This window comes from Microbacterium memoriense (assembly GCF_025398275.1).
Lineage (GTDB): Bacteria > Actinomycetota > Actinomycetes > Actinomycetales > Microbacteriaceae > Microbacterium > Microbacterium memoriense.
On sequence record NZ_JAODOR010000011.1, the window covers coordinates 74,687 to 99,866 of the forward strand.

Here is a 25,180-nt window from a genome sequence, read left to right on the forward strand (position 1 = left end):
GTTCACATCGGGGGGCGTGCCGAACCTCGGGTCGGTGGCACAGATGTGCTCGACACGTTAGCAACGCTGCTCGTCGGAGAACACGGGCGGCGCATTACAACTTGATGAGGGTCAGATGAGAGCGTTCTCATCTGACCCTCGCCCGGCTCTCGACCACCCGTGATGGAGAACGGCGGCCGATCGGCCCGCGCGACGAGAAAGACCGTGCGCGGGTGTTTCGACGACACGCGTGAAGAGCGCCGCCAACGCGAGCGACGCCGGAACCCCGATGAGGATGCCATCCCCCAGCGATCCCAGCCGAAGAGATACGCCAGCGTCACCATCAACGGGACATGCACGAGGTAGAGGCTGAACGAGATGCGTCCGAGCCATTGGGCGGGCTTCGCGTCGAGGACCTTGCGCGCACCCACGGAACCGACGGCGAGGAACACCAGTCCCATGCAGCCGACGATCCCCAGGGCCGACATGACGTGTGTGAGCGCGGCAGCCGGACCGGCGACGGAGTCCGAGATCCGCGATGCCGTCACCACCAGGCCGCTCACCGCGAACAGCGACCACCAGAGGAGCCGGTGCAGCCGCCGGGACCCGATGCGATCGCCGGCGGCCATGATCGCATCGAGGTTCGTGGCAGCGATGGCGCCGATGAGGAAGACGGGCAGGTACTTCAGCGGCGACAGATCCCACGCCACACCGAGGTCCACCACGACGACGGCGGCCACGATCGCGACCACCCACCACCGGCGCACAACCAGTGCGGTCACGACGAAGAGGGGCAGTGCGATGGAGAAGGCCATCTCCCAGGACAGCGACCATAGGGGCCCGTTGATCGTCGGGGCGAAGCTGACCAGTCCGGCTTCGCGCGCCGCCTGTGCGACATCCACAGCGTGCGCATTTCCCCGCCACTGCCAGCTGTCGACCGGTACCGACGCGCGCGGCACGAGCAGCAGAAGGGCGATGGCCAGCACCACGGAGACGACGACGGGAAGCCAGAGCCGCACGATGCGCCGGGGATAGTAGGCCCACCAGTCGAAGCGATCTGCGCGCAGGACCGGGAGCGTGAGAACAATCCCACTGAGCAGGAAGAACACCACCACGGCCTGCTCGCCACTGATCAGGAGCGAGAGCGGTGAGGCGAACAGCCACCAGTGCAGACCTCCGGGCGCCCGCGTCTGCGGACCCCAGCGCTCGATGAGGTGGGGCTCGGCCAGAAGGAACGCGTGCCAGAGGACGACGACGAAGGCCGCGAGGCCGCGGACACCGTCCAGGGACGTCAGCCGCGCGGAGCGGCTCGCCCGATCGGACCCCGGCGTGCCGTCATCGGTGCTCATCAGGTCACCTGGCTCACGCGGTCCGAGATGTAGTCCCGGATGGTCTCGCCGGTGCCCGAGTTGGACTGCACGTGGACGGCGAGGTCTCGCGGGCCGATCTCATCCGCGAAGCGCGTGGCGGCGGCGCGATCGAGCGGCACCGGATCCCAATGGCTGTGGCAGAGGCTGTCGGCGCTCACATTCTGCCGCCGTGAAGGGTCGGCGAGGGTCATCACGTATGTGCCGTAGAGGAGGAACTCCGAGAAGTCCAAGCGCGAGCCGATGACGTCGCGCCAGTCGCTGCGGGTCTGTGCGGCGACGCGCTCGACGCACGCGCGCACGAGAGCCGGGTCCCAGCTCGCGAATGCGGAGATGTAGTCGGGCCCGTCCGCCTCGGGCTGCGGGGCACCGACGAGTGCGCGCGCCGTGCGGAGCCACCGCAGCGGCCGCTCGCGAGCCTCATCGATGCCGTGGGGTTGTCGGTACAGGCGCACGACGCCGTCGTCGTTGCGGAAGGCCCGCTCCGCGAGAGGCCGCACGACGATCACATCGGAGTCGATGAGGACTGCGACATCGGTGTCGAGCTCAGAGACGACGGCGAGCTTCACGACCTGCTGCAGCATCCATCCGCGGATCGGCGGCCAGGGGCGCCTGAGGTTGACGGCCGCGATGCGGAAGCCTCGGGGCAGACGCGGGATGCGCGCGAGGGCAGTCGTGGACACGAAGCGTCGGGGGAGCACCGCGCTGTACCCGCGGACGTCCAACCGCGCCGATTTCAGCGACCGGAAGAGTTCGATGTCGGCGTCGGGCACCGCGACGACGTGGCGGACGCCGGGATCGGTGAACCGAACCACCGATGCGTGCAACCGTGCGAAACTCGGGAAGTCCGGCGCGTGGCTCGGCGTGACCACCGTCATCGTCATCGGGCGACCGCCGTCCGTCCGGCCTGAGGCAAGGTCTTCCACCGGCGCTCGGTGACGACCGTCCGCAGGACCAGGCGATGGGATCTGTCGTAGGCCCGCACGAGCTCGTGGATGATGACCGCGCCGCGGAAGGCCGCGGCGCGCGCTGCTCCCATGTGCTTTCGTGCATACCGGATCCGGTTGACGGCCATCAACCGCTCCAGATCCACGGAGGAGCCCGAGCCGCCGGCAGCGTGGCGCACGACGGCGGCGGGTTCGTACCAGACGCTGCGACCGGCATCACGCACGCGTCGGAAGAAGTCGGTCTCCTCGGAATACAGGAAGAAGCGGTCGTCCCACGGCCCGGCCGCGGCGGCGGCGGGTGCGGCGATCAAGAGCGCCGCACCCGTGGCCCACTGCACCTCCCGCGGCGACGAGTAGGCGGCGGGGGCGAAGACGGTTTCGCTCGGGACGAACGCCGGACGGGGGCGGCCACCGAATGCGGCGTCGCCCAGGGCGCGGGTGACGGACGGCTCGTTGCGTAGCGAGGTGCTCGGAGTGCCGTGTCGATCAACGATCGCGGGGACCACGATCCCGGCATCCGCGACACGCAGCCGCTCACGCAGTGCCGCGACGCAGCCGGGCAGAACCACGAGATCGGGATTGAGCACCAGGTAGGCGGAGGCGACCCCGACGTGCCGCATCGCGACGTTGATGCCGCCGGCATATCCGAGGTTCCCGCCGGTGGCCACGGCGATCACGTCATCGTGCATCCGCACGATATCGAGAGTTCCATCGGATGACGCATTGTCGGCAACCACGACGCGGATACTCTGATCTCGCGTCTCCGGCCGAAGGCTCGTCAGCAGCGTCTCGATGTCGTTCGCGTTGTTGTAGGTCACGATGATCACTGCGACGTCGGCGGGGCCGAGGGGACCGGTGAACTCAGACATGTGCGCTCCCGGTGATCGGCGCCGCGCTGTGCGAAAGTGTGAGCATGACGCGACGTCCGTGGGTGTGGGCGGTGCTCGCGGTGTACCTGCTGGCCGCAATCGCCCTTCTGGTGGCGCCGGTCTCGTACTCCGACATCGTGATCGCCCTCTGGTCCTGGCTCCGTGACGGCCTGGGCCTTGAGGGGTTCGGCGCCGGCTGGATCGAGTTCGCGTCGAACGTCATCCTCTTCCTTCCGCTCGGTTTTCTGCTCACCGTGTTGCTCGACCACCCCTGGTGGGGTGCGTGTCTGGCCGTAGGTCTGTCCGTCGGGGTCGAAGCCGCCCAGATCCTCATCCCGGGCCGATACGCGAGCCTGCGCGACATCCTCGCCAACGCCCTCGGTGCGGTCATCGGAGCCCTCATCGCGTGGCTGATCATCCGGCGCCGCCGCCCCGCACGACCGACGGCGACCACGCGTGCTCGATGAAGACATCCGGCTCACCTGAGCCGTCGGCCGCGAGGGACCACACGTCGCTGTCGCCCGCGACATCCGTTCGCGGCATCCCGTACAGGATCGTTCCGTCGTCGAGCCACTCGATCTGGTCGTCGATCGATCGCACCTCTGGCAGCACTTCAACCGCGCCCGAGGCGATGTCGTAGATCGCGGGCGTCCAGTGCACCGTCGGACCGGACCCCGCGGTGACCCGTTTGAACGCGATTCGTGTTCCGTCGGGGGAAAGTGAGGGGCATTCGACGTTCTCCGCCACCGCGGTGAGGGTCCGGGATGCGATGTCTCCGTGCACGAGATAGGTCGAGCCGGACGTGGTCATCCCGGCAGTCGCGTAGAAGGAGGAGTCGTCGATGAACGTGATTCCCCAGTAATTGCGATCCACCGGTGCGCTCGGCGCCCCATCGATGATCAATGTCCAGTCCTCGAGATTGCCGAGATTCTCGCCTGCCGCTGTGTGGATCGTGGTCTCGGTTGAGAAGCCGATCGTCGCGTAGGAATGCCCGGTGACGAAGGCCGTGCTCGCGATGAGATCTCCCGCGGGAGAGATCCGTGTGCGACTCGGGATGCCGGAGAGCGGCCATCCGGAAACCTCCGCGCCCGTGCTGTCGACGACGGTCGCGGTATATGTCGGCGCGATTCCCCGCACGATGCGCAGGCACGACATCAGCGTCGAGGTTGCATCCACCCGGTCGCACGCCAGATCGCTGATCGCTCGCGCACCGGTCGGCTCATCGAGCGGAACCGACGCGACATGGCCATATCCCGCCCCCGACGCCGTATTGCGGAACACCACGCGGTCCGCCGCGAGCACGTCGGTCGTCGTTTCGGCGCTGCTGGGTGCTGCGTGGCGCGATTGGAACTGTGCGAACGCCGCGGCGCCGACGGCCGCCGTGCTACCGAGGGCAACGACGGAGATCACGGCGACCAGCATCCATCTCAGGCGCCCGCTCACGGGGCCACCGCCTCTTCAGGGTGCGATGCGGCCAGGATCGGGCGGAGCAACACCGCGACGAGCGGGATAGCGATGGCCAACACGATCGCCACCGCTAGCATCGCCGGTTCGCGCCCGACCGCGAACCAGAGGATGCCGAACCCCGCGGCCGATGCAAAGCGGGCGACGGCGACCACGGTCTGCGCGGTCCCGATAGCCGTCGCGCGAGAGTCCGGGCCACTCAACTGCGAGACGAGAGCGGAGAGCACGCCGTCGGTCGCGGCATAGAACACTCCGAGGAACACGAGGCACATGATCGTGGATGCGATGTCCGCCAACGGGAGCACTGCGACGACGTACGCCGCCAGCAGCCCGATGTGTCCCCACACGAACACGCGCCCTCGCCCGACGCGGTCGGCGAGGCGACCGAGGGGGATCGCGAATGCGAGGAAGGCCACGTTTGTCCCGACGTAGAGCAACGGAAACCACAGGGCGGCGAAGTCGCTGCGGGACTGCAACACCAGATAAATGAAGCCGTCGCCGATGGTGACGAGCCCCAGGATGCCGGCTGCCGCTAGCACGCGACGCATCGGCCCGCGGGCGACGCTGCGCCACGGCACCTTCCCCGGGCGCGCCGCGGCATCCTGTCGGCGACGCCGCACGTTGGGGACCAGCAGTCCGAGGACGGCGACGCCGATCACCGCGAATGCGAGCGACGCGACGAACACCACGTGAAAGCCATCGGGGACGACCAGCAAGATCACGAACGCGATGAGGGGGCCGAGCGCCGCGCCGATGTTGTCGAGCATCCGGTGCACCCCGAACGAGTGACCGAGATGCGCGGGGTCGGAGGTGACGGTGATGAGTGCGTCGCGGGGCGCCGTGCGGATTCCCTTTCCGATCCGGTCGGCAGTGATCACCGTGGAGAGGGCCGCGAAGCCCGACCAGAACAGCAGCCCCGCGCGCGCGACGGCCGCCAGCCCATATCCCACGAACGCGACCCACTTCGGCTGATCGAGCCGGTCGGAGGCGTAGCCTGCGCCGATGCGCGTGATGGCGCTGACCCCCTGATACATGCCGTCGAGCACACCGAACGCGATCGTCGACAGTCCGAGGAAGCCCGTTATATAGAGGGGCAGGATCGCAGCGACCGACTCGGATGAAATATCCGTGAGCATCGAGACGATACCGAGAGTGATGACGGTGGATGAAACCGTGCGTACGCCGCGGGGTGTCTCACCGGCAGCTTTTACGGGGGAGTTGTCGAGCGAGATGTACACCCGTCACTCCGTCCGCAGTGTCGCGAACACGACGTAGACAGTGCCCGTCCCGGATCCTGGTGTGAAAGACAGGGTCGCTGAGGAGAACTGATCGGTGTAGGCGAGTGGCGCCTCGCCGCCGGCATCCGAAAGACCCAGAGCCGACCACGTGGACCGATAGTGCGCGATGACCTCGTCCTGGGTCGCGTCGGTGCGGGCGGTGAGGGTAACTTGCATCACCGTGTCGGCCGATGCGATGGAGCTCTCGAGGATGTCTGCGCCAGGCGCTGGCCCAGCGACCGTGGACGGGAATCCGTCGACGAGTGAACCTCTGGCGGATGACGTCTCCGGCAGCGGAGCTGTGATCAGTGGTGTCGGCATCGGCAGCGGCGGGAGCCGGTCCGACGGCGCCGACTGGTCTGCCGGTGGCTGCACCTCGCTTCCGTCGACGGGCGTCGCATCCGGCCGCGGGCCGGCCGCGGTCGGCGCCGCGGATGCCGTCGCCGTAGTTGCTGCCGCCCCAGACGGCGGTGTGGGCGGCGTGAAGAACAAGATCGCGGCCGCCACCAGGCCGACGGCCACCACTGCCCCCACGGCAGCGAGCGTCCAGCGCATGGCCGATGAAAGCCTGCGTTTGTCCTCAACGCGCGCTTCTTCGCGTGATCGTGTCCCCATTACACGTCCCCCAATGACGATCAGGCTGAAGCCCGACCTATCCCCAGCCGACTCTGCACAGCTCCAGTCCCCCGACGGAAGCCCCCACGTGCAGTTCCTGCAAGGCCGAGATTACCGCGACAATCGCTCGAGGGGAACAGCTCCCCGAGTATTGGTCGCAAGGTGTCCGACGCGCCCGCCCTAAGTGTGGGGAACCGGGCGGGCGCGTCGTTCATGTGGCCCGACTTCTGCTGTCAGGGGAGAGCCGCGACCGGCGCACTGCGAGATAAGCGGGCGGCCCGTCCACCAGATACCTCTTCGCCAATCGTCGGGGCTCAAGCATGAGCCGCCACATCCATTCCACGCCCACCCTGCTGACCCAGCGGGGAGCGCGGGAGACCCGTCCGGCGAGAAAGTCGACCACAGCGCCGAAGGCGAGCAGCGCAGCGGCGCCCGTCTGAGGTCCGTACTCGGCGATCCAACGTTCCTGACGAGGTTTGCCCAGGCAGACGAGAATGACGTCGGCCTGCGTCGCGCGCAGCTCGTCGCACAAGGCGACGCATTCCGCTTGCGACGAAAGTGTTGAGCGCTCGGGGGTCCAGTGCCCGGCGAACCGGACTCCGGGGTAGTCACTCGCTAGCCGTTGGCGCAACGATGCGGTGACTTCGGCTGAGCCGCCGACCACTGCCACGGCAAGCCCGGCCGTCGAGAGATCGGTCAGGATGCCGCCGATGATGTCGCTACCCGCGAGGCGTGGGTAGGAGACCCCCGTCATTCGCCGCGCTTGCGTGGCGATCGGCGCTCCGTCGATCAGATTCAGCCACCTCACGCTTCCCGTTCCGCCGAAATCGTCGTGGGCGTGCGCGAAATGGTGCACGTGATCGAGATTGATGGAACACACCGCAAGCGGCGGGGCATCTCGCTCGTGCAATGCACGAGCGATCACCAGCCGGGTCGCGCGCTCATCCACGAGGTGAACGGGTGATCTGCCGATGCTGATGGCCTCGAGCTGCGCGTAGTCGTCTCCGACGGAAAGCGGCGCGCCAGTCGCGAGTGCGCTGGTTTGCCGGCGACGCGTCGGCAGCGACGGATTCAGGACGATCGCTGGACGACTCATCAGTACGCTCCCTTGGGCCGCACCATGACCGCAGCGGTCCGCAGCATGATCTTCAGATCGGCAGCGACCGACCAGTTCTCGACGTAGTGGAGGTCGAGGCGGACGCTCTGCTCCCAGGTGAGATCGCTACGTCCGCTGATCTGCCAGAGCCCCGTGATCCCGGGCTGCACATAGAGCCGACGGATCATGTCGCGGTCGTAGTCGCGCACCTCGTCGGGGAGCGGCGGCCGGGGCCCGACGACGCTCATCTCGCCCATCAGGACGTTCCAGAACTGCGGAAGCTCATCGAGGGAGAACTTCCGGAGGATCGCGCCGACGCGCGTGACCCGCGGGTCGTTCCTCAGCTTGAACAGCGGACCGGATCCCTCGTTCTGAGCGGCGAGCTCCGCGCGGCGAGCCTCGGCATCCACCCCCATCGTGCGGAACTTGAGGATGTCGAACTCGCGCCCGTCGCGGCCGATCCTGCGCTGCCGGAAGAACACACCCCCCGGCGAATCGAGCATGATCGCAAGTGCGATGAGCGGAGTGATGAGCCCGATGGGGATGAGCGCGACCGCAGCGACGAGGACGTCGAGGAGCCGCTTGGCGCGCATCGTGGAGCGGTCGAATCTCGGCAGGCTGACCCGCACGAGGGCGAGGCTCTGCGCGCGGTCGAAGGTGATGCGCGACTGCGCCACATCGGCCAGCCGCGTCGCGAGCACCAGGTCGGTGGCGGCTCCCTCGAGACTCCAGCTCAGCCGACGGACGTAGTCGGGATCGTCCGTCGCGCCGCCGGCGACGACGACCGTCTCGATGCACTGATCGCGGGCGACCTGGGCGACGTCCACGCTTCCGCCCATGACGGTGAACGGCGTCCCGTCGACGGTCAGGGGTTCGAGTCCGCCGTCATCGACGACGACCACGCCGACGATGTCGTGGCCGGAGCGGCCGCCGCGGAGCGACTGAATGGTGTGGGCGATGCCGGCGCGACTGCCCACGATGAGCGTGCGCGAGGCGAGCGTCGCGTGCGAGGCCGGCCGTGAGGACCAGGCGTGCTGGGCGAGGCGCGACGTCACGAGGATGGCCACACCCGCCGGGAGTGTGAGGGCGACGTGCGGGGCGAGGACCGGCCATCCGGTCACGCCTGCAACCACAGCCAAGGCCGCTGTCCCGATCGCCGCGGAGTGCAGGATCGGCCAGAGCTCCAGCCGCTCACCTGCGCCGCGGCGGTGCGCCTCCCGGCGCAGGACATAGAGCGCGATCGTCCAGACGAAAGCCAGAACGATGGCGCTGAAGAGAACGGGCCCGGCGGCCGTGGCGGCCCCGGCCGTCAGTTGGAGCGTGACGGTCGCTCCCGTCGCGGCGATGATGATCGCCGCATCCATCGCACCCGAGCGCGCGTGGTGCCGCCGACGGTTGATGATCCGTTGCTCCAGCAACGGCATCGCCCGAGGGGCACCGACGGCGCTGATCCCGCTGAGGGGAAGCGCCGGGGCGGTCATGTCCGCGGCCCGCGATCAGGCCCGCGTCGTGTCGATGGTGCGGTGTGTGCGCGCAAACGCGTGCGGCAAAGCTTCCCCATTGCTGTTCCCCGTGTCCCCAGTTGCAAGCTCGCGCTTGCAGTTCCCCCGTGCGGACCCCCGTCCGCATGTCGTCAGCCGATCCGGCTCCCACGCCGGCGTGTGTGCGGATTCCGACCCCTCGGTACCCGCCACCCCGAAGGCTGACGGGTTGAGTATTGCACGGCGTCCGCGCGGGGGGAAGAGTGACCGCGCGTTTTTCATGAATCGGCGCGAGTCCTTCGGTGGAACGGGCGCCATGTGAACGATAGAATCGATACGTCCGCGTAATTCCCCCGAGTTGCTCCCCCGCAACGCTACGGCGACGGTCATCCCCCGATGACTCCGCCGCGGGCACGTGGCGTGGGACCCCTGTGAGTCACCCTTCCCCAGGATGACAATTCCAGGGGTCCCTTCTTTTGTCCGATCTGTGGCGCGCAAATCGGCGGGTGGATGCCGCTTACCATGGTGCCTATGTGTGGAATCGTCGGATACGTCGGCCCGCGGCCGAGCCAGGACATCTTGATCTCGGGCCTGGCCCGCCTGGAATATCGGGGATACGACTCCGCCGGCATCGCCGTGATCGACGCCGACGGGGGGCTCGGCATGCGCAAGCGTGCCGGCAAGCTCCAGGTGCTGCGGGACGATCTCGCCGCGCATCCGCTGCCGGCCGGCACCACCGGCATCGGTCACACCCGGTGGGCCACGCACGGCGGCCCGACCGACGCCAACGCGCACCCGCATCTCGCCGATGACGGCAAGCTCGCCGTCATCCACAACGGCATCATCGAGAACTTCGCCGAGCTGAAGGACGAGCTCCTGAGCGGCGGCTACACGTTCGTCTCCGAGACCGACACCGAGGTCGCTGCCGTCCTGCTCGGGCGCGAGTTCCAGGCATCCGGCGATCTCGTCGCGGCCTTCCGCGCGGTCGCTTCCCGCCTCGAGGGAGCATTCACCCTGCTCGCCGTCCACCAAGACCAGCCGGGCGTCGTCGTCGGCGCACGCCGCAATTCGCCGCTTGTGATCGGTCTCGGCGAGGGCGAGAACTTCCTCGGCTCCGACGTCGCCGCCTTCGTCGAACATACGCGCAACGCCCTGGCGATCGGCCAGGATCAGATCGTCGTGATCACGCCGGACAGCGTCGAGGTCTCGAGCTTCGACGGGACCCCCGTCGAAGCGGAACCCTTCGAGGTCGTGTGGGATGCCTCCGCCGCCGAAAAGGGTGGGTGGCCCTCGTTCATGGCGAAGGAAGTCTCCGAGGAGCCGGAAGCTGTCGCGAACACCATCCGCGGTCGTATCCACGACGGCGCCGTGGTCATTCCCGAGCTCGCCGGCATGGATGACTTGTTCGCCGGCATCCGTCGCGTCATCATCATCGCATGCGGCACCGCCGCCTACGCGGGGCAGACCGGCAAGTACGCGCTCGAGCAGTGGACGCGCGTGCCCGTCGACGTCGAGCTCGCGCACGAGTTCCGCTATCGCGACCCGGTGATCGGCGAGGACACGCTCGTCGTCTCGATCAGCCAGTCCGGCGAGACGATGGACACGCTCATGGCCGTCAAGTACGCGCGCGAGCGCGGTGCGAAGACGCTCTCGATCTGCAACACTCAGGGGGCGACGATCCCGCGCGAGTCGGATGCCGTCGTCTACACGCACGCCGGACCCGAGGTCGCCGTCGCGTCGACGAAGGCCTTCGTCGCTCAGATCACCGCGCTGTACCTGCTGGCGCTGCACATCGGCCGCGTCCGCGGCGTGCTGTCCGGTGCCGAGTCGGCGGATCACGTCCGCGAACTCGAGGCGGTTCCGCCGAAGATCTCGCGTGTTCTCGCGGAGGAGCAGGCTCACATCGAGCAGTTCTCGCGCTGGATGGCCGACACGCAGTCGGTGTTGTTCCTGGGGCGGCACGTGGGGTATCCCATCGCTCTCGAGGGCGCGCTCAAGCTCAAGGAGATCAGCTACATCCACGCCGAGGGGTTCGCCGCCGGTGAGCTCAAGCACGGCCCGATCGCGCTGATCGAGCCCGGTCAGCCGGTCTTCGTGATCGTGCCGTCGCCGCGCGAATCGGCGGAGCTGCATAAGAAGGTCGTCTCCAACATCCAGGAGATCCGCGCCCGCGGCGCCCGCGTCATCGTGGTCGCCGAAGAGGGTGATGCCGCCGTCCTCCCGTTCGCCGATGAGGTGCTGCGCATCCCGCTCGCCGGTCCGTTCTTCGAGCCGCTGCTGGCCGTCGTTCCGTTGCACATCTTCGCGATGGGCCTCGCGACGGCAAAGGGCCTGGACGTCGACCAGCCCCGCAACCTCGCGAAGTCCGTCACCGTCGAGTAGCACTCGCCGGTGGAGTGATGCGCGCACCTGAATAACTCCTGCACCCGGTGGGGTGCAGGCCGGCTCACCGGCCACCGCCCGCGGGATTCCGGGGGCGGTGGCTCCCCGGCGCCGCGCGTTGCAGGAGTTGTTCAGGTGGGCATGTCGGCCCGCCTCCAGGGGCGGCGCGTGGCCCGCCTCCAGCGCACCTGAACGACTCCTGCAGCAGATGAGGGGTGAGGCGGCGACACTGATCGGAGCCCGCGGAATCCCGCGGGAGCGAGTCGGAGCGCGCGGCAGGGTGCAGGAGTTATTCAGGTCGCCGGCCGAAGACCCAGCGGCGATAGGCTGGCGGGATGATCGTGGGCATCGGCGTGGACCTCGTCGACATCCCGCGGTTCGAGCGCTCGCTCGAGCGCACGCCGCGGTTGCTCGAGCGACTCTTCTCGCCTGCGGAGCGTGGCCTCCGGCCCCATTCGCTCGCCGCGCGCTACGCGGCCAAGGAGGCCTTGATCAAGGCCCTCGGCGGTTCGGACGGCGTGCATTGGACCGATATCGAAGTGGCGTCAGAGCCCAGCGGCAAGCCCGTGTTCGCCCTGTCCGGATCGACGGCTGCCGTCGTCGCCGCGCGCGGAATCAGCGCCGTGCACCTGTCGCTCTCGCACGATGCGGGCCTGGCGACCGCGTATGTGATCGCGGAGTCGACCACATGAGCCCGATGCCGGCGGGAGTTCTCCGCGAAGCCGTGATCGACACCGGCGCAATCGCCGCGAACGTGCGGCATCTGCGGCGTCTCACGGATGCCGAGGTCATCGCCGTCGTCAAAGCCGACGGCTATGGGCACGGCGCCGTCCGCTCGGCCGCCGCGGCCCTCGACGGCGGCGCCTCGCGTATCGGTGTCGCCGACATCGGCGAGGGGCTCGCGCTCCGGCGCGCCGGGATCGACGCACCGGTGTTGGCCTGGTTGCACGCCCCAGGGGCATCGTTCGCCGACGCGGCCGCGCAGGGGATCGAACTCGGGATCTCGAGCTTCGATCAGCTCCTCGCGGCAGCAGCGGCGGCATCCGCCGTGCGCGCCGCCGGCGTGCATCTCAAGATCGAGACCGGTCTCGGGCGCAACGGGATCGCGCCCGCGGACTACGCCGTGGTGTTCGCCGAAGCGGCACGGCTCGAGCGGATCGGCAAGATCCGCGTCATCGGCATCTTCAGTCATCTCTCCAACACGACGCCCGATGATGACCGTGCGGCGCTCGGACGCTTCCGCGAGGCGCTCGCGCTCGCCGCTGCGCACGGCCTCGCGCCACAGCTCCGGCACATCGCGGCGTCGCATGCCGCGATCGCCCTGACCGAGGCCCGCTTCGGCTGCGTCCGCCTCGGCATCTCGATCTATGGGCTCTCGCCCTTCGCCGACCGGACCTCGGCCGATCTCGGGCTTCGCCCCGCGATGACCCTGCGCGCACCCGTCGCGGCTGTGCGCCGCGTGCCCGCGGGGCAGGGCGTTTCGTACGGCTACCTGCACCGCACAGAGCGCGACACGACGCTTGCGCTGATCCCACTGGGATACGCCGACGGCGTTCCGCGCAATGCCTCGGGCGGCGCGGCAGTGCGGATCGGCGGGTCGACGTTTCCGGTCGCAGGCCGGATCGCGATGGATCAGTTCGTCGTCGACGTGGGCGACACCTCGGTCGCGGTGGGGGATGAGGCGGTCCTATTCGGCGATCCCACTCTCGGCATGCCGCCGGTCGAAGCCTGGGCCGATGCGGCGGACACGATCAACTACGAGATCGTCACCCGGATCGGTCCGCGCGTCCCGCGTCGGCAGGTGGCGCAGTGACCGGGCGTTCCGTTGACAGGACAATCGGTGAGCGCCGGACCGACCAGTCGCGTGATTGCGGGAGTCGCGCCGCGCTCGCTGACCAAAACTCCTGTACAGCGAACGGCGAGGCGCGATGACCGGGCTCGATGCGTTCCTCGGGGAGCGCGAGATCGCCTCGGCCGACGGCATGGAGATGCTCGGCCGTGAGATCGGCGCCGCCCTCGCGGCGGGGGACCTCGTCGTGCTCACCGGCCCGCTCGGCGCGGGAAAGACAACACTCACGCGCGGGATCGGCGAGGGCCTGGGCGTCCGAGGCCCGATCCAGAGTCCGACCTTCGTGATCGCGCGCACGCATCCGTCGCTCGGCAGCGGGCCATCGCTCGTCCACGTCGATGCCTACCGGCTCGGGACGGATGGTGAGCTCGACGACCTCGACATCGACTTCGCGCGCTCCGTCGTGATCGCCGAGTGGGCGGCGCCCTACGCGGCCGCGGTCGCCGACGTCTGGTGGGAGATCGAGATCGATCGCGGCTGGAGCGGCACGGGCCTCGACACCGCGTGCGGCACCGGTGGCTCGCACATCGCCGATATGGAGGATGCCGCGCCGCGGCTCGTCCGCATCTCCCGCCGGCCGTGAGCCACCGCCCGGATACCCTGGAGGGGTGATCCTCAGCATCGACACCTCCCTCGGCACGGCCGTCGCCGTGGTCGAGGCGGACGGCGTCGTTCGCGCCGAGGTCTCCAGCGACAACCCCCTGGGGCACGCCGAGGTCATCGGCACGCTCGTGCAGACGGCGCTCGCCGAGGCCGCACACGGCGCCATCGGCGCGACGGCGGCCGCTTCGCCGGTCGATGTGACACATGTCGCCACCGGCATGGGGCCCGGCCCCTTCACCGGACTGCGCGTCGGAATCGCCGCCGGGCGGGCGTTCGCGCTCGGGCGAGCGCTCCCCGTGATCCCGGTCCCCAGCCACGACGCTGCCGCCCTCGCGATTCTGCTGGCCGACCCGTTCGCCGAGATGCCGCGATTCGGGGTCGTGACAGATGCTCGACGGCGCGAGTTCGCCTACTCGATCTACGAGGGGCTCGACGACGACGGGCTCCCGATCCGGGTCGCTGGTCCCGCCTTGATTCCGCGCGATCAGATCGATGCGGTGCTCGCCGAGCACGGTGCTGCGCGCCGCGATGTGACGGCGATCCCGGCGACGATGATCGGTCTGGTCGCCGCCCGCGCGCTCGCCGCCGGCCGTGACCTCGCGGGCGCCGAGCCGCTGTACCTTCGTGCGCCGGATGTCACCTTGCCGTCGGCGCCCAAGCGGGTGGGGACATGAGTCTGCGAGACGCGACGGCGGAAGACCTCGCCGCCATCATGGACCTCGAGCGCACCTCGTTTCCGACGGATGCGTGGAGCGAAGCCATGATGCGCGAAGAACTCGCATCACGCCACAGTCATTACGTGGTGCTCGAAGACGCCGGTATCTTGCTCGGGTACGGCGGGGTGCGCGCGGTAGAGCGGGCGGGCGATGCCGACATTCAGACGATCGCGATCGCCGCTGCGGCGCGCGGGCGCGGCCGAGGTCGGGAGCTGCTCACCGCGCTGCTGCGGGCTGCCCGCGCGCGCGGCGCGCGCGAGGTTTTCCTTGAGGTACGCGCCGACAATCCGGTCGCGACGTCTCTCTACGCCTCGGAGGGGTTCCTCGAGATCGCCCGCCGCCCGCGCTACTACCAGCCGGACGATGTGGATGCCGTCGTCATGAAGCTCGACTTGGTCGGATGGGTAGCCCGCGCGGCCGCGGATGCAGGGGTGTGCTCGTGAGAGCGTGGCAAAAGCAGGCTGAATCGGCTATTTCGACTGTTGCGCGGGGCTCGGAGTCGCTTTCAGCCTGCAACTCGCACGCGGAGGAGGTGCAATGAGCCGCGACGAACCCCTGGTTCTGGGGATTGAGACCAGTTGCGACGAGACCGGCATCGGAATCGTCCGCGGCCGGACCCTGCTCAGCAACACGATCGCCAGCTCGATGGACGAGCACGCCCGCTACGGCGGCGTCGTGCCCGAAGTCGCAGCGCGCGCGCACCTCGAGGCGCTGCAGCCGGCGATCGAGGCGGCCGTGGCCGACGCGGGGATCCGGCTCGAAGACCTGGACGCCGTCGCCGTCACGAGCGGCCCCGGCCTCGCAGGCGCCCTGATGGTCGGTGTCGGTGCCGCTAAGGCATTGGCCGTGAGCCTCGACAAGCCGCTGTACGCCGTGAATCACCTCGTCGGCCACATCGCCGCCGACCTCCTCACCGGCGAGGAGGTCGAGTATCCGACGGTCGCGCTGCTCGTCAGCGGCGGTCACACGTCGCTCCTCCTCGTCCGCGATCTCGTCAGCGACGTCGAGATGCTCGGCGAGACGATGGACGATGCCGCCGGCGAAGCGTTCGACAAGATCGCGCGAATCCTTGGGCTGCCCTACCCGGGAGGTCCAGAAATCGACCGGGTCGCCGCGACCGGCAACCCGGAGGCCATCCGGTTCCCGCGTGGTCTCTCCCGCGCATCCGACATGGCCACTCGCCGGTACGACTTCTCGTTCTCGGGGCTGAAGACCGCGGTCGCCCGCTGGGTCGAGCAGCACGAAGCAGACGGGGTCGACATCGCCGACGTCGCGGCGTCGTTCCGCGAAGCGGTCGTCGACGTGCTCGTGACGAAAGCGCTGGATGCCTGTGCCCGCCACGACGTGCCGCGTCTGCTGCTCGGCGGGGGCGTGATCGCCAATCGACGCCTTCGCGACGTGGCGCTCGAACGCGCCGCGGCCGCCGGGGTTGCCGTCCGCATCCCGCCGCTCAGCCTATGCACCGACAACGGCGCGATGATCGCCGCCCTCGCGTCCGAGCTCATCCGCGGGGGGCGTCCCGCCTCGACGCTCGATTTCGGCGCCGATTCGACCCTCCCGGTCACCGAGATCCAGGTGGCGGTGTCCGCGTGAGCGATGAGCAGGAGAGCCCGCGCGTCGAGGCGCCGTCCGAGGACGTCGCACCCGTGTCGGCCGACTCGGCGCTGCCCGGGGAGCACCGCGGCGGATTCCACCGGCCCATGACCGAGCCGGTGCCCATCACCGAGTCGACGCACGTCGTCGACGTGCAATGGGCGCCGGTGGCGGCACCCCTGCCGCGCAGCGCCGCATGGGCGCTCACGTTCGCGATCCTCGGTCTGATCGTGTCGTTCCTGGTCGGCTGGGGATTCCTCATCGGGCTCGTCGGCGCGGGCCTCGCGATCGTCGCACTTCGCCGCCCGTGGGAGTCGCGGGGCGCCGCGATCTGGGCCCTGTGCCTCAGCCTGCTGTCGGTCCTCTACAGCGCCGGCTGGCTCTGGTGGGCCTCAACCCAGGGCCCGCTCTTCGGCTGAGCCAGGCGGGCGCCGTCAGATGCGGTCGGCGAGGAGAGTGAGTCTCGTCGATCCGACGCGGGTGAGGATGAGGGTCGCCGACTCCGGACCCCGCAGCTTCAGCTTCGTCCGGAGCGCAGCGGGGTCGACGTCGACGCCGCGCTTCTTGATCTCCAGCGTCCCGATGCCACGGTCCTTCAACGCCCGCGCGAGCGCCTTCACATCCGAGGGCAGCCTCTCGCGTACGCGGAAGCTCTGCACGAACGGACTGGTGACAGCGGCATCCGAGGTCAGATAGGCGATCTTCGGATCGAGCATGCCGGCCTCGAGCGACCGTGCGACCTCGCCGATCAGCCGCGCACGGATGACCGCCCCGTCGGGCTCATGCACGTACTCACCGAGCTCGCGCACCGCAGCGTCGTCGGTGTCGTCGCCTGCTGTCAGCTCATGCGCGGCGTCCCCACGGATCACGAGCGCCGCGCGTCGGATGCCGTCGCGCGCCAGCGTCCCCGACCACAGCACGAGTTCGATCGTCGACCCGTCGACACTGATCCACTGCGCCTCGACGTCGTCGGGGATCAGCGTGCGGTCGAACGCGGGGCCGAGCTTCACCCCCGCCGGGACCCGGCCCGCCAGGTCGAACACCCAGTCGAGCGAGGGGGACCAGTCGGCGGCGCCCACGCGAGTCGTCTCGGTGTGCCCCGCAGTGCGGCGCGCCGGGTCGAGCCAGACGGCGTCCACGCCGGAGAGGTCGACATCCTCGGCGCGCGCGCACGTCACCGTCGCCGCGTCGCCGAACGGCGCCAGGTTGTATGCCGCAATGGCGGCGGTGATCTCATCCGCATCCACGGCCAGCACGTCCAGGCCGATGCCGGCGAAGCCGAGCGCATCGCCCCCGATCCCGCAGCCGAGGTCGGCGACCCGGGTCACGCCGGTGTCGCGGAAGCGCCCGGCGTGACGGGCTGCGACCGAAAGCCGGGTGGCCTGCTCGAGTCCGGCGCGGGTGAACAGCATCCGCTCGGCGAAGGGGCCGAACTTGGCGCGTGCGCGGCCGCGGAGCCGCGCCTGCCCGACGGCAGCGGAGACGAGGTCGGGGGAGAGACCGGATGCGCGCAGGCGCGACACCGCGCCGGTCACATCGGCGGGCGAGACGATCACTCCGAGCTCATCGACCAGACGTAGCCCTTCGGGTGTCAGCAAGGCAGTCAGCTCGGCGTGGTCCACTCGGCCAGCCTAAACGGCTCGCTGGAACGACCGAGAGTTGGCACTCGCGTTGCACGAGTGCCAACAGCGCCCTAGACTTGAGTTAGCACTCCACCGGTGTGGGTGCCAATCAGTCTTGAAGTTCTACGCCCAGCAAGAAAGAGGTAGACCGTGTCGGTTTCCATCAAGCCGCTCGAAGACCGCATCGTCATCAAGCAGGTCGAGGCTGAGCAGGTCACGTCCAGTGGCCTCGTCATCCCCGACACCGCGAAGGAGAAGCCCCAGGAGGGTGAAGTCCACGCGGTCGGCCCCGGCCGCATCGACGACAACGGCAACCGCGTGCCGCTCGACGTCGCCGTCGGCGACCGTGTCATCTACAGCAAGTACGGCGGCACCGAGGTGAAGTTCGGCGGCGAGGAGTTCCTCGTCCTGTCGGCTCGCGACGTGCTCGCGGTCGTCGTTCGCTGACACCGCTTTTCGACGAAGGCCCCCGGATTCTTCCGGGGGCCTTCGTCGTTTCCTCCCGGCGCTTTCGCCCGACCCGACACCTTGCGCGCGATCCGACAGCTTCTTTGCGGGATGATCTTGTCGGCTCGCGCGGAGTTTGTCGGCTCGGCGACGAGGGGCGGGTCGGATGCCGCGTGGCCCGCGAAGTGTCACGACCGTTCTAGGCTTGGACCCATGACACCCGACGAGCACGCCCGCGAAGAGCGACTCGGCGGAATCTACGCGTTCGTCGCCTACTTCCTCTGGGGCTTCATGCCCCTCTACTTCCTCACGTTGGCGCCCACGGGACCGTGGGAGGTCGTCAGCTGGCGCATCCTGTTCTCGCTCGCGTTCTGTGCGGTCCTGCTGACCATCACGCGGACCTGGCGGAAGCTCATCGCGATCCTCCGCGATCGCCGCCTCGTGTTCTGGACGATCATCGCGGGCCTGCTGATCTATGTGAACTGGCAGGTGTTCCTCATCTCGACCCTGACCGGTCACGTGATCGAGGGAAGCCTCGGCTACTTCATCAACCCGATCGTCACGGTGCTGCTCGGCGTCCTCGTGCTGAAGGAGCGCCTGCGCGTCGCGCAGTGGGTCGCGATCGGCATCGCCGCGCTCGCCGTCGTGGTCATCGTCGTGGGATACGGCGCCTTCCCGTGGATCGCCCTCACGCTCGCCGCGTCGTTCGGCACGTACGGGCTCGTGAAGAAGCAGATCGGTCCGCAGGTGGATGCTGTCAGCGGCCTCACGCTCGAATCCCTCTGGCTGGCGCCGATCGCCGGCATCCAACTCGTCGTCGTCGGCGCGACGACCGGCCTCACGATCGGGACGCTCGGACTCGGGCACACGACGCTGCTCCTGCTCGCCGGTGTCATCACGGCGATCCCGTTGCTCCTGTTCGCCGCGGGCGCGCGCCGCGCGCCGCTGAGCGTGATCGGCCTGCTCCAGTTCGTCGCGCCGATCCTGCAGTTCATCACCGGAGCGTGGCTGCTGCAGGAGCCGATGCCGCTCGAGCGGTGGATCGGCTTCGCCCTGGTGTGGGTCGCGCTGATCGTCCTCACGGTCGACTCCCTGCGCGCGGCACGCAAGTCGCGCACCGCCGTCATCGGGCCCGTGGTGTGAGAACGCTCCCTCGCGCGTGATCGCACGGAAAAGTAACGATTGAGTCGTGTTACATGTCGTTAACACATTGCAACACTCGCGAGACCACCCTGAGGTTAGGTTTATCCCACTGGGGCCGTTCCTGAGCTGTCCCGTGTTCACCTACACCAAGGAGCAAAATGAGCGTCTTCACACGTTCACGCGCCGGCAAGGCACTCGGCGGCATCGCCGTTGTCGCTGTCAGCGCGGTCCTTCTCGCCGGCTGTGCCGGCGGAGGAACCACCACCACCCCGTCCGAGAGCAGCGCTCCCGCCGAGGACCTGACCCTCAAGATCGGAAGCGTGCTGCCCCAGACCGGTAGCCTCGCCTTCCTCGGCCCGCCCGAGGAAGCCGGCGTCCTGCTGGCCGTCAACGAGGTCAACGAAGCAGCCAAGGGCATTACGGTCGACTTCACCCCGGGTGACTCGGGTGACGCGGACAACAAGGCGTTCGAGACCACGGTTCCCAAGCTCCAGAACGCGGGAGTGTCGGCCATGATCGGCGCCGCCGCCTCGGGTGTGACCAAGCTCTTCCTCGACTCCAACGTCGCGGCCGGCATCATCACCTTCTCGCCGGCGAACACCTCGCCGGACTTCACCACGTGGGAGGACGACAACCTCTACTGGCGTACCGCCCCCAGCGACCTGCTGCAGGGTGAGGTGCTCGGAAACCTTGTCGCCGAAGACGGCCACAAGAACATCGGCATCATCTACCAGAACGACGCGTACGGCACCGGCCTCTTCGGCGTCGTGAAGGAGGTCTTCGAGTCCACCGGCGGTACCGTCGTGGCCGAGGCGTCCTACAACGACGGCGACAGCTCGTTCGACGCTCAGGTGGCGACGGTTGCGGCCTCCAACCCCGACGCGATCGTGCTGATCACGTTCGACCAGTTCGCGACGATCGCGCCGCTCCTGGTCAACGCCGGCCAGAGCGCGGAGAACTTCTACCTCGTCGACGGAAACCTCAAGCAGTGGGGTGCCGACGTGTCGGTCTCGCTCGAGGGCGCGAAGGGCACGACGCCCGGACCGGTGCTCGAGGACGACTTCAAGGAGCGCCTGAACGCTGCGTGGGTCGACGGTGGCAGCACCGACCTCGAGGACTTCTCGTACGCGGCTGAGTCCTACGACGCCGTCATCCTGCTGGCACTCGCGTCGCTCGCGGCCGGCTCGGCAACGGGCCCCGACATCGCGACCAAGCTCCAGGAAGTCTCTGGCGGCAGCGGTGAGGGCACGACGTGCACCTCGTTCGCAGAGTGCGCCGACATCATCCTCGAGGGTGGCGTGGCCGACTACGACGGATACTCCGGACCCGTCACGTTCGACGACGCCGGCGACCCGACCGAAGCATCCATCGGTATCTTCCAGTTCGGTGCCGACAACATGCACGAGCGCGTCGAAACTCGCTGAGTTTCTCACGCACCACGGAAGGGCCCCGGAGCAATCCGGGGCCCTTCCCGCGTGTGCGGCCGGCATCCCGCGGCGCTCCCTCCCTTCTCGCGGGGAGCGGGGCGCAAAGAAGGGGGGTGGATGCCGGGAACCGGCATCCACCCCCCTTCACAGGCGCTGTGGGTGCGTCAGTGGGACTCGTCCTCGCCCAGAGTTCCCAGGTACAGGCCGATGACCTGCGGGTCGTTCAGCAGGTCGCGACCGGTGCCGTGGTGCGCATCGCGGCCCTGGTCGAGCACGTAACCGCGGTCGCAGATCTGCAGGCAGCGGCGGGCGTTCTGCTCGACCATGATCGTCGTCACGCCGGCCTTGTTGATGTCGGAGACGCGGATGAACGCGTCGTCCTGGCGGACGGGGGACAGGCCCGCGCTCGGCTCATCGAGCAGCAGCACGGACGGGTCCATCATGAGCGCACGGCTCATCGCGACCATCTGGCGTTCACCACCGGAGAGCGAACCGGCACGCTGCTTCAGACGTTTGCCGAGTTCGGCGAAGATTCCGGTGACGAACTCGAGACGCTCCGCGTAGATCTTCGGATTCTGGAAGAGCCCCATCTGCAGGTTCTCTTCGATCGACAGCGACGGGAAGACGTTGTTGTTCTGCGGCACGAAGGCCACCCCGCGGTGCACGAGCTTGTCGGCCTTGAGCCCGACGATCGACTCACCGTTCAGTGTGATGTCGCCGCCGCGCACCTTCACCATGCCGAAGATCGACTTCAACAGCGTCGACTTCCCGGCACCGTTGGGCCCGATGATCCCGATCAGTTCGCCCTTGCGGGCGACAAGATTGGCGCCGTTGATGATGTTGATGCCGGGCAGGTAACCGGCCGTGAGGTCCTTGACGTCGACGACGATCTCGGCCGTCGACGGGCCCTCGGTGGGTGTCAGCACAGGAGCGGTCTCGCCGGTCACTTGTTCTCCTCCTCGGCTTCGGCGATCGCCGCGGCCTCGTCCTCTTTGATCTCTTCCAGGAGAGCGATCGCGGACGTGTCGAGCTCGCCCGATACGCGCCCGGTGACGACACCGAGGTCGACGTCCTGATGGCTGCCCAGGTACGCGTCGATGACGGCCTGGTCTTCCATCACGGTGTCCGGCGGGCCCTCGGCGACGACCTTTCCTTCGGCCATCACGACGACCCAGTCGGCGATGTGGCGCACCATGTGCATGTCGTGCTCGACGAAGAGCACGGTCACACCCAGATCCTTGAGATCGAGGATGTGGTCCAGCAGCGACTGCGTGAGGGCGGGGTTGACCCCGGCCATCGGTTCGTCGAGCATGACCAGGTTGGGATCGCTCATGAGGGCGCGGGCCATCTCGAGGAGCTTCCGCTGGCCGCCCGAGAGCGACGCGGCGAAGTCCTTCTCCTTGGCGTCGAGCTTGAAGCGCGCGAGCAGACCGCGCGCCTTCTCCTCGTTCGCCGTCTCCTGGCCGCGCCACGTGGCCGGCAGGAACGACTGCCAGAAGCGCTCACCCTTCTGGTTCGGTGCACCGAGCTTCATGTTCTCGAGCACCGTGAGCAGCGAGAGCGCCTTGGTGAGCTGGAAGGTGCGCACCTGACCCATCCGCGCCACCTTGAAGGCGGGGATGCCGGCCAGATTCTTGCCGTCGTACGACCATTCGCCCGTGTTCGGATTGTCGAACCCGCACAGCAGGTTGAACAGGGTGGTCTTGCCGGCGCCGTTCGGGCCGATGAGAGCCGTGATGGCGTTGCGGGGGATCTCGAGGTGCTCGACGTCGACGGCGGTGAGGCCCCCGAAGCGGCGCGTGACACCGTCGATCACCATGATCGGGTCGACTTTGGCGACACCGGGGACCGGTTCGCCCTTTGCAAGGCCGGTCGCCTTGGGCCGGGCGATACTGCCCGTCGCGGGTGCCGTCACGGCATCCGGATTCTGATCACTTGACAAAGGTCATCTCCCTCTTGTCGCCGAGGAGTCCCTGCGGCCTGAAGATCACGAGGAGCATGAGCGCGACGCCCACGAGGATGTACCGGAGGGTTCCGGCCTGGATATCGGTCATCGGCAGCCATCCGGCCTTCGCCATCTCGGGAAGCAGGTTGCCGAGGAGCGCCATGACCATCCAGAAGATGACGGCGCCGACCGACGGTCCGAAGATCGTCGATGCGCCGCCGAGCAGCAGGATCGTCCAGAGGAAGAAGGTCAACGCCGTCGTGTAGCTGGACGGGATGACCGCGGACGGCAGGACGTAGACGATGCCACCGAGGGCGCCGATCACACCACCGACCACGAGAGCCTGCATCTTGTAGGCGAAGACGTTCTTGCCGAGCGAGCGCACGGCATCCTCGTCCTCACGGATTCCCTTGAGGACGCGGCCCCAAGGGCTCTTCATGAGCGACCAGACGACGAAGAGGGACAGCGCCAACACGAGCAGGCCGAACACGATCACCCAGAGTTGCTGTGCCGTGTACTGCCAGGGTCCCCAGCCGTACCGCTCGCCCGTGGGAAGCACGGGGAAGGGATTGGATGACTGGAAGCTGCCGTTGTAGTTGCCGAGGCCGTCGGCCGAGTTGGTCCACTCGTCGAAAACCTGCGTCGTGAACAGAAGTCGCACGATCTCGGCCGCCGCGATCGTGACGATCGCGAGGTAGTCGGCGCGTAGTCGCAGCGTCGGCACACCCAGGATCACGGCGAAGATCGCCGCCAGCACGAGCCCGAGGAGCATGGCCAGGTACCAGGGCAGGCCGAAGGTCAGGATGCCGATCGCGTAGCCGTAGGCGCCGAGCGCCATGAAGCCGGCCATACCGAAGTTCAGCAGGCCCGCGTAGCCGAAGTGCACGGCCAGGCCCGTCGCCGCAAGGGCATAGGCGATCGTGACCGGGCTCAGCAGGTAGCTGAGCGTGTTGGAGAGGATGGAAGCCCAATCCATGGCTGTTACCCGAGCCTTTCTTTACGACCGAGCAGACCCTGTGGTCGCACCAGCAGGATCAGGATCAGGACGACCAGTGCGCCGGCGTACTTGAGGTCCGACGGAATCCACAGGGTGGACGTCTCGACCACGAGACCGACGATGAGCGAGCCGAGCAGAGCGCCGAACGCCGTGCCGAGCCCGCCGAGGGTCATGGCGGCGAAGATGAGCAGCAGCATCTGCGTGCCCATGTTCCACTGCACACCCGGCCGGAAGTACGCCCACAGGACACCCGAGATCGCGGCGAGCATGCCCGCCATCACCCAGACGATCCGCACCACTTTGTCGACGTCGATTCCGGATGCCGCAGCCAGCTGCGGGTTGTCCGAGATCGCGCGCGTCGCCTTGCCGATGCGGGTGCGCAGAAGGAAGTACGCGACACCGCAGATGACCACGATGCTCACGCCCATGCTGATCAGGTCGATGTAGGAGAGCGAGATCGGACCGAACTGGATCGGGGCAGGGCTCGCTCCCGGCAGCTGATAGGTCTTGCCGCCGATGAAGAACTGGTAGACGTAGCGCAGCGCGAGCGACAGACCGATCGAGACGATCATCAGTTGGACGACGCCCAGCCCGCGCCGCCGCAACGGGCGCCAAAGCCCGGCATCCGTCGCCAGGCCCAGGGCCGCACCGCCGATCACCGCGGCGGTGATCCCGAGCCAGATCGGCAACTGCCACGTGGTGGACAAGACCATCGCCACGAGCGCGCCCCACGTCACCATCTCGCCGTGAGCGAAGTTCGACAGGCCGGTTGTGCCGTAGATGAGGGCCGCGCCCATCGCGGCGAGAGCGAGGAGAAGACCGAAGTTCAGACCGTTGACCAAGCGCACGGCGAGCTGATCGACGAACGACTGCGTGATGCGCTCACCTTGACCGAGGAAGAGGTTCACGATCTTCGTCTTGGTGAGGCCGAACTCGACTTCGAACGATCCTGTGGTGCCCTGGATCGGCTGGAGGCCCTCGGTCAGCTGTGTTGCGTCGACGATGACGCCTTCCGGCAGCGAGTTCTCATCGATCGTGAGCGTGTACGTGTCCTTCTCGGGGACGTACAGCCGCCATTTGCCCTCGGCGTCGGTGATCGTCTCGGCTTCGAATCCGCCGCCGGAAATCGACATCGTCACGTCGGGAACGGGCTTCTCGTCGAAAGTGATCACACCGCCGAAGTAGAAGTCGGTCTGTTCCTGGTCGGCTCCCGGGGTGTCGGGGGAGGCGGCATGCGCGGCGATCGGGCTGCTGAGCAACAGCAACCCGGCGGCCAGCATGGCGCCCAGGAAAAGCACGATCCATCTCATCGGATGGCGTGCAGTGACGGTCGTGGGACTCACGAATCCTCCAGTCCGGCG

The 25,180-nt window shown here is 68.2% G+C and carries 25 protein-coding genes; 12 read left to right on the top strand and 13 right to left on the bottom strand.

All coding sequences use genetic code 11. The features are described 5' to 3' along the window. Nucleotides 1-2: 2 nt before the first annotated feature. Genes N4R40_RS09700 through N4R40_RS09710 form a run of 3 tightly spaced genes read right to left on the bottom strand, consistent with a single transcriptional unit; the run spans nt 3 to nt 3,162 of the window. Nucleotides 3-1,328, bottom strand: a complete 1,326-nt coding sequence (locus N4R40_RS09700) for an acyltransferase family protein (RefSeq protein ID WP_261607174.1) — start codon at nt 1,326-1,328, stop codon at nt 3-5. Further along, on the bottom strand, nt 1,328-2,230 hold the full coding sequence (locus N4R40_RS09705) for a DUF6492 family protein (protein WP_261607175.1): 903 nt from the start codon (nt 2,228-2,230) through the stop codon (nt 1,328-1,330). Before N4R40_RS09705 ends, N4R40_RS09700 begins: the two co-directional genes overlap by 1 nt. Beyond that, nucleotides 2,227-3,162, bottom strand: coding sequence for a glycosyltransferase family 2 protein (locus N4R40_RS09710; protein WP_261607176.1), 936 nt, complete (start codon nt 3,160-3,162; stop codon nt 2,227-2,229). The genes N4R40_RS09705 and N4R40_RS09710 overlap by 4 nt, the downstream gene beginning before the upstream one ends. 44 nt (nt 3,163-3,206) lie before the next feature. On the opposite strand from N4R40_RS09710, the gene N4R40_RS09715 reads away from it, so the two are divergent. Further along, a complete protein-coding gene (locus N4R40_RS09715; RefSeq protein WP_261607177.1) occupies nt 3,207-3,629 on the top strand; it encodes a VanZ family protein in 423 nt (140 codons plus the stop codon). On the opposite strand, the gene N4R40_RS09720 is transcribed toward N4R40_RS09715, so the two are convergent. The 5 genes from N4R40_RS09720 to N4R40_RS09740 all read right to left on the bottom strand — a co-directional run bounded on the left by N4R40_RS09720 (nt 3,577) and on the right by N4R40_RS09740 (nt 9,095). Then, nucleotides 3,577-4,605 carry a TolB-like translocation protein gene (locus tag N4R40_RS09720; RefSeq protein ID WP_261607178.1) on the bottom strand — a complete coding sequence of 343 codons (1,029 nt, stop codon included), beginning with the start codon at nt 4,603-4,605 and terminating at the stop codon, nt 3,577-3,579. The two genes, N4R40_RS09715 and N4R40_RS09720, sit on opposite strands and share 53 nt — an antisense overlap. Then, nucleotides 4,602-5,864: an MFS transporter gene (locus N4R40_RS09725; RefSeq protein ID WP_407665861.1), complete on the bottom strand. Its 1,263-nt coding sequence runs from the start codon at nt 5,862-5,864 to the stop codon at nt 4,602-4,604. Before N4R40_RS09725 ends, N4R40_RS09720 begins: the two co-directional genes overlap by 4 nt. 3 nt (nt 5,865-5,867) lie before the next feature. Beyond that, on the bottom strand, nt 5,868-6,458 hold the full coding sequence (locus N4R40_RS09730; RefSeq protein WP_261607179.1) for a hypothetical protein: 591 nt from the start codon (nt 6,456-6,458) through the stop codon (nt 5,868-5,870). 271 nt (nt 6,459-6,729) lie between these two features. Further along, nucleotides 6,730-7,614 (bottom strand): WecB/TagA/CpsF family glycosyltransferase, encoded by an 885-nt coding sequence (locus N4R40_RS09735; RefSeq protein ID WP_261607180.1) that lies wholly within the window; start codon nt 7,612-7,614, stop codon nt 6,730-6,732. Next, nucleotides 7,614-9,095: a sugar transferase gene (locus N4R40_RS09740; protein ID WP_261607181.1), complete on the bottom strand. Its 1,482-nt coding sequence runs from the start codon at nt 9,093-9,095 to the stop codon at nt 7,614-7,616. The genes N4R40_RS09735 and N4R40_RS09740 overlap by 1 nt, the downstream gene beginning before the upstream one ends. A gap of 531 nt (nt 9,096-9,626) precedes the next feature. On the opposite strand from N4R40_RS09740, the gene glmS reads away from it, so the two are divergent. From glmS to N4R40_RS09780, 8 genes are all read left to right on the top strand, one after another. Continuing rightward, nucleotides 9,627-11,477, top strand: a complete 1,851-nt coding sequence (gene glmS, locus N4R40_RS09745; protein WP_261607182.1) for a glutamine--fructose-6-phosphate transaminase (isomerizing) — start codon at nt 9,627-9,629, stop codon at nt 11,475-11,477. 335 nt (nt 11,478-11,812) lie between these two features. Next, the gene (locus N4R40_RS09750) at nt 11,813-12,169 is read left to right on the top strand and encodes a holo-ACP synthase (RefSeq protein ID WP_261607183.1); all 357 of its coding nucleotides are present in this window, start codon (nt 11,813-11,815) and stop codon (nt 12,167-12,169) included. Next, nucleotides 12,166-13,290: an alanine racemase gene (alr, locus tag N4R40_RS09755; protein WP_261607184.1), complete on the top strand. Its 1,125-nt coding sequence runs from the start codon at nt 12,166-12,168 to the stop codon at nt 13,288-13,290. Before N4R40_RS09750 ends, alr begins: the two co-directional genes overlap by 4 nt. A 115-nt stretch (nt 13,291-13,405) precedes the next feature. After that, the gene (gene tsaE / locus N4R40_RS09760) at nt 13,406-13,909 is read left to right on the top strand and encodes a tRNA (adenosine(37)-N6)-threonylcarbamoyltransferase complex ATPase subunit type 1 TsaE (protein ID WP_261607185.1); all 504 of its coding nucleotides are present in this window, start codon (nt 13,406-13,408) and stop codon (nt 13,907-13,909) included. A 25-nt stretch (nt 13,910-13,934) separates the two neighbouring features. Continuing rightward, complete coding sequence (gene tsaB / locus N4R40_RS09765) at nt 13,935-14,603, top strand: tRNA (adenosine(37)-N6)-threonylcarbamoyltransferase complex dimerization subunit type 1 TsaB (protein WP_261607186.1); 669 nt, start codon at nt 13,935-13,937, stop codon at nt 14,601-14,603. Continuing rightward, on the top strand, nt 14,600-15,088 hold the full coding sequence (gene rimI, locus N4R40_RS09770; protein WP_261607187.1) for a ribosomal protein S18-alanine N-acetyltransferase: 489 nt from the start codon (nt 14,600-14,602) through the stop codon (nt 15,086-15,088). The genes tsaB and rimI overlap by 4 nt, the downstream gene beginning before the upstream one ends. 94 nt (nt 15,089-15,182) lie before the next feature. After that, nucleotides 15,183-16,238, top strand: a complete 1,056-nt coding sequence (gene tsaD, locus N4R40_RS09775) for a tRNA (adenosine(37)-N6)-threonylcarbamoyltransferase complex transferase subunit TsaD (protein WP_261607188.1) — start codon at nt 15,183-15,185, stop codon at nt 16,236-16,238. Beyond that, entirely contained in the window at nt 16,235-16,657 is a 423-nt protein-coding gene (locus N4R40_RS09780) for a hypothetical protein (RefSeq protein WP_261607189.1), read from the top strand. Before tsaD ends, N4R40_RS09780 begins: the two co-directional genes overlap by 4 nt. A 15-nt stretch (nt 16,658-16,672) precedes the next feature. On the opposite strand, the gene N4R40_RS09785 is transcribed toward N4R40_RS09780, so the two are convergent. Further along, the gene (locus N4R40_RS09785) at nt 16,673-17,860 is read right to left on the bottom strand and encodes a class I SAM-dependent methyltransferase (protein ID WP_261607190.1); all 1,188 of its coding nucleotides are present in this window, start codon (nt 17,858-17,860) and stop codon (nt 16,673-16,675) included. A gap of 150 nt (nt 17,861-18,010) precedes the next feature. Here N4R40_RS09785 and groES point away from each other — a divergent pair, with 150 nt between their 5' ends. From groES to N4R40_RS09800, 3 genes are all read left to right on the top strand, one after another. Next, nucleotides 18,011-18,307, top strand: coding sequence for a co-chaperone GroES (gene groES / locus N4R40_RS09790; RefSeq protein WP_261607191.1), 297 nt, complete (start codon nt 18,011-18,013; stop codon nt 18,305-18,307). A 213-nt stretch (nt 18,308-18,520) separates the two neighbouring features. Next, a complete protein-coding gene (rarD, locus tag N4R40_RS09795) occupies nt 18,521-19,450 on the top strand; it encodes an EamA family transporter RarD (RefSeq protein ID WP_261607192.1) in 930 nt (309 codons plus the stop codon). Between the two features lie 158 nt (nt 19,451-19,608). After that, on the top strand, nt 19,609-20,874 hold the full coding sequence (locus N4R40_RS09800; RefSeq protein ID WP_261607193.1) for an ABC transporter substrate-binding protein: 1,266 nt from the start codon (nt 19,609-19,611) through the stop codon (nt 20,872-20,874). A gap of 167 nt (nt 20,875-21,041) precedes the next feature. Here N4R40_RS09800 and N4R40_RS09805 read toward each other — a convergent pair whose 3' ends face one another. The 4 genes from N4R40_RS09805 to N4R40_RS09820 form a co-directional block, all read right to left on the bottom strand. Then, entirely contained in the window at nt 21,042-21,824 is a 783-nt protein-coding gene (locus tag N4R40_RS09805; RefSeq protein WP_261607194.1) for an ABC transporter ATP-binding protein, read from the bottom strand. Continuing rightward, on the bottom strand, nt 21,821-22,696 hold the full coding sequence (locus tag N4R40_RS09810) for an ABC transporter ATP-binding protein (RefSeq protein WP_261607431.1): 876 nt from the start codon (nt 22,694-22,696) through the stop codon (nt 21,821-21,823). The genes N4R40_RS09805 and N4R40_RS09810 overlap by 4 nt, the downstream gene beginning before the upstream one ends. 112 nt (nt 22,697-22,808) lie before the next feature. Further along, nucleotides 22,809-23,798, bottom strand: a complete 990-nt coding sequence (locus N4R40_RS09815) for a branched-chain amino acid ABC transporter permease (protein ID WP_261607195.1) — start codon at nt 23,796-23,798, stop codon at nt 22,809-22,811. A gap of 5 nt (nt 23,799-23,803) precedes the next feature. Beyond that, complete coding sequence (locus N4R40_RS09820) at nt 23,804-25,129, bottom strand: branched-chain amino acid ABC transporter permease (protein WP_407665882.1); 1,326 nt, start codon at nt 25,127-25,129, stop codon at nt 23,804-23,806. Between the last annotated feature and the right edge of the window lie 51 nt (nt 25,130-25,180).

Coding starts and splice junctions, on each gene's coding strand:
- N4R40_RS09700 (WP_261607174.1), bottom strand. CDS start 1,328: ATGAGCACCGATGACGGCACGCCGGGGTCCGATCGGGCGAGCCGCTCC.
- N4R40_RS09705 (WP_261607175.1), bottom strand. CDS start 2,230: ATGACGATGACGGTGGTCACGCCGAGCCACGCGCCGGACTTCCCGAGT.
- N4R40_RS09710 (WP_261607176.1), bottom strand. CDS start 3,162: ATGTCTGAGTTCACCGGTCCCCTCGGCCCCGCCGACGTCGCAGTGATC.
- N4R40_RS09715 (WP_261607177.1), top strand. CDS start 3,207: ATGACGCGACGTCCGTGGGTGTGGGCGGTGCTCGCGGTGTACCTGCTG.
- N4R40_RS09730 (WP_261607179.1), bottom strand. CDS start 6,458: ATGCGCTGGACGCTCGCTGCCGTGGGGGCAGTGGTGGCCGTCGGCCTG.
- N4R40_RS09735 (WP_261607180.1), bottom strand. CDS start 7,614: ATGAGTCGTCCAGCGATCGTCCTGAATCCGTCGCTGCCGACGCGTCGC.
- N4R40_RS09740 (WP_261607181.1), bottom strand. CDS start 9,095: ATGACCGCCCCGGCGCTTCCCCTCAGCGGGATCAGCGCCGTCGGTGCC.
- glmS (WP_261607182.1), top strand. CDS start 9,627: ATGTGTGGAATCGTCGGATACGTCGGCCCGCGGCCGAGCCAGGACATC.
- N4R40_RS09750 (WP_261607183.1), top strand. CDS start 11,813: ATGATCGTGGGCATCGGCGTGGACCTCGTCGACATCCCGCGGTTCGAG.
- alr (WP_261607184.1), top strand. CDS start 12,166: ATGAGCCCGATGCCGGCGGGAGTTCTCCGCGAAGCCGTGATCGACACC.
- tsaE (WP_261607185.1), top strand. CDS start 13,406: ATGACCGGGCTCGATGCGTTCCTCGGGGAGCGCGAGATCGCCTCGGCC.
- rimI (WP_261607187.1), top strand. CDS start 14,600: ATGAGTCTGCGAGACGCGACGGCGGAAGACCTCGCCGCCATCATGGAC.
- tsaD (WP_261607188.1), top strand. CDS start 15,183: ATGAGCCGCGACGAACCCCTGGTTCTGGGGATTGAGACCAGTTGCGAC.
- rarD (WP_261607192.1), top strand. CDS start 18,521: ATGACACCCGACGAGCACGCCCGCGAAGAGCGACTCGGCGGAATCTAC.
- N4R40_RS09800 (WP_261607193.1), top strand. CDS start 19,609: ATGAGCGTCTTCACACGTTCACGCGCCGGCAAGGCACTCGGCGGCATC.
- N4R40_RS09810 (WP_261607431.1), bottom strand. CDS start 22,696: ATGGTGATCGACGGTGTCACGCGCCGCTTCGGGGGCCTCACCGCCGTC.
- N4R40_RS09815 (WP_261607195.1), bottom strand. CDS start 23,798: ATGGATTGGGCTTCCATCCTCTCCAACACGCTCAGCTACCTGCTGAGC.
- N4R40_RS09820 (WP_407665882.1), bottom strand. CDS start 25,129: ATGAGATGGATCGTGCTTTTCCTGGGCGCCATGCTGGCCGCCGGGTTG.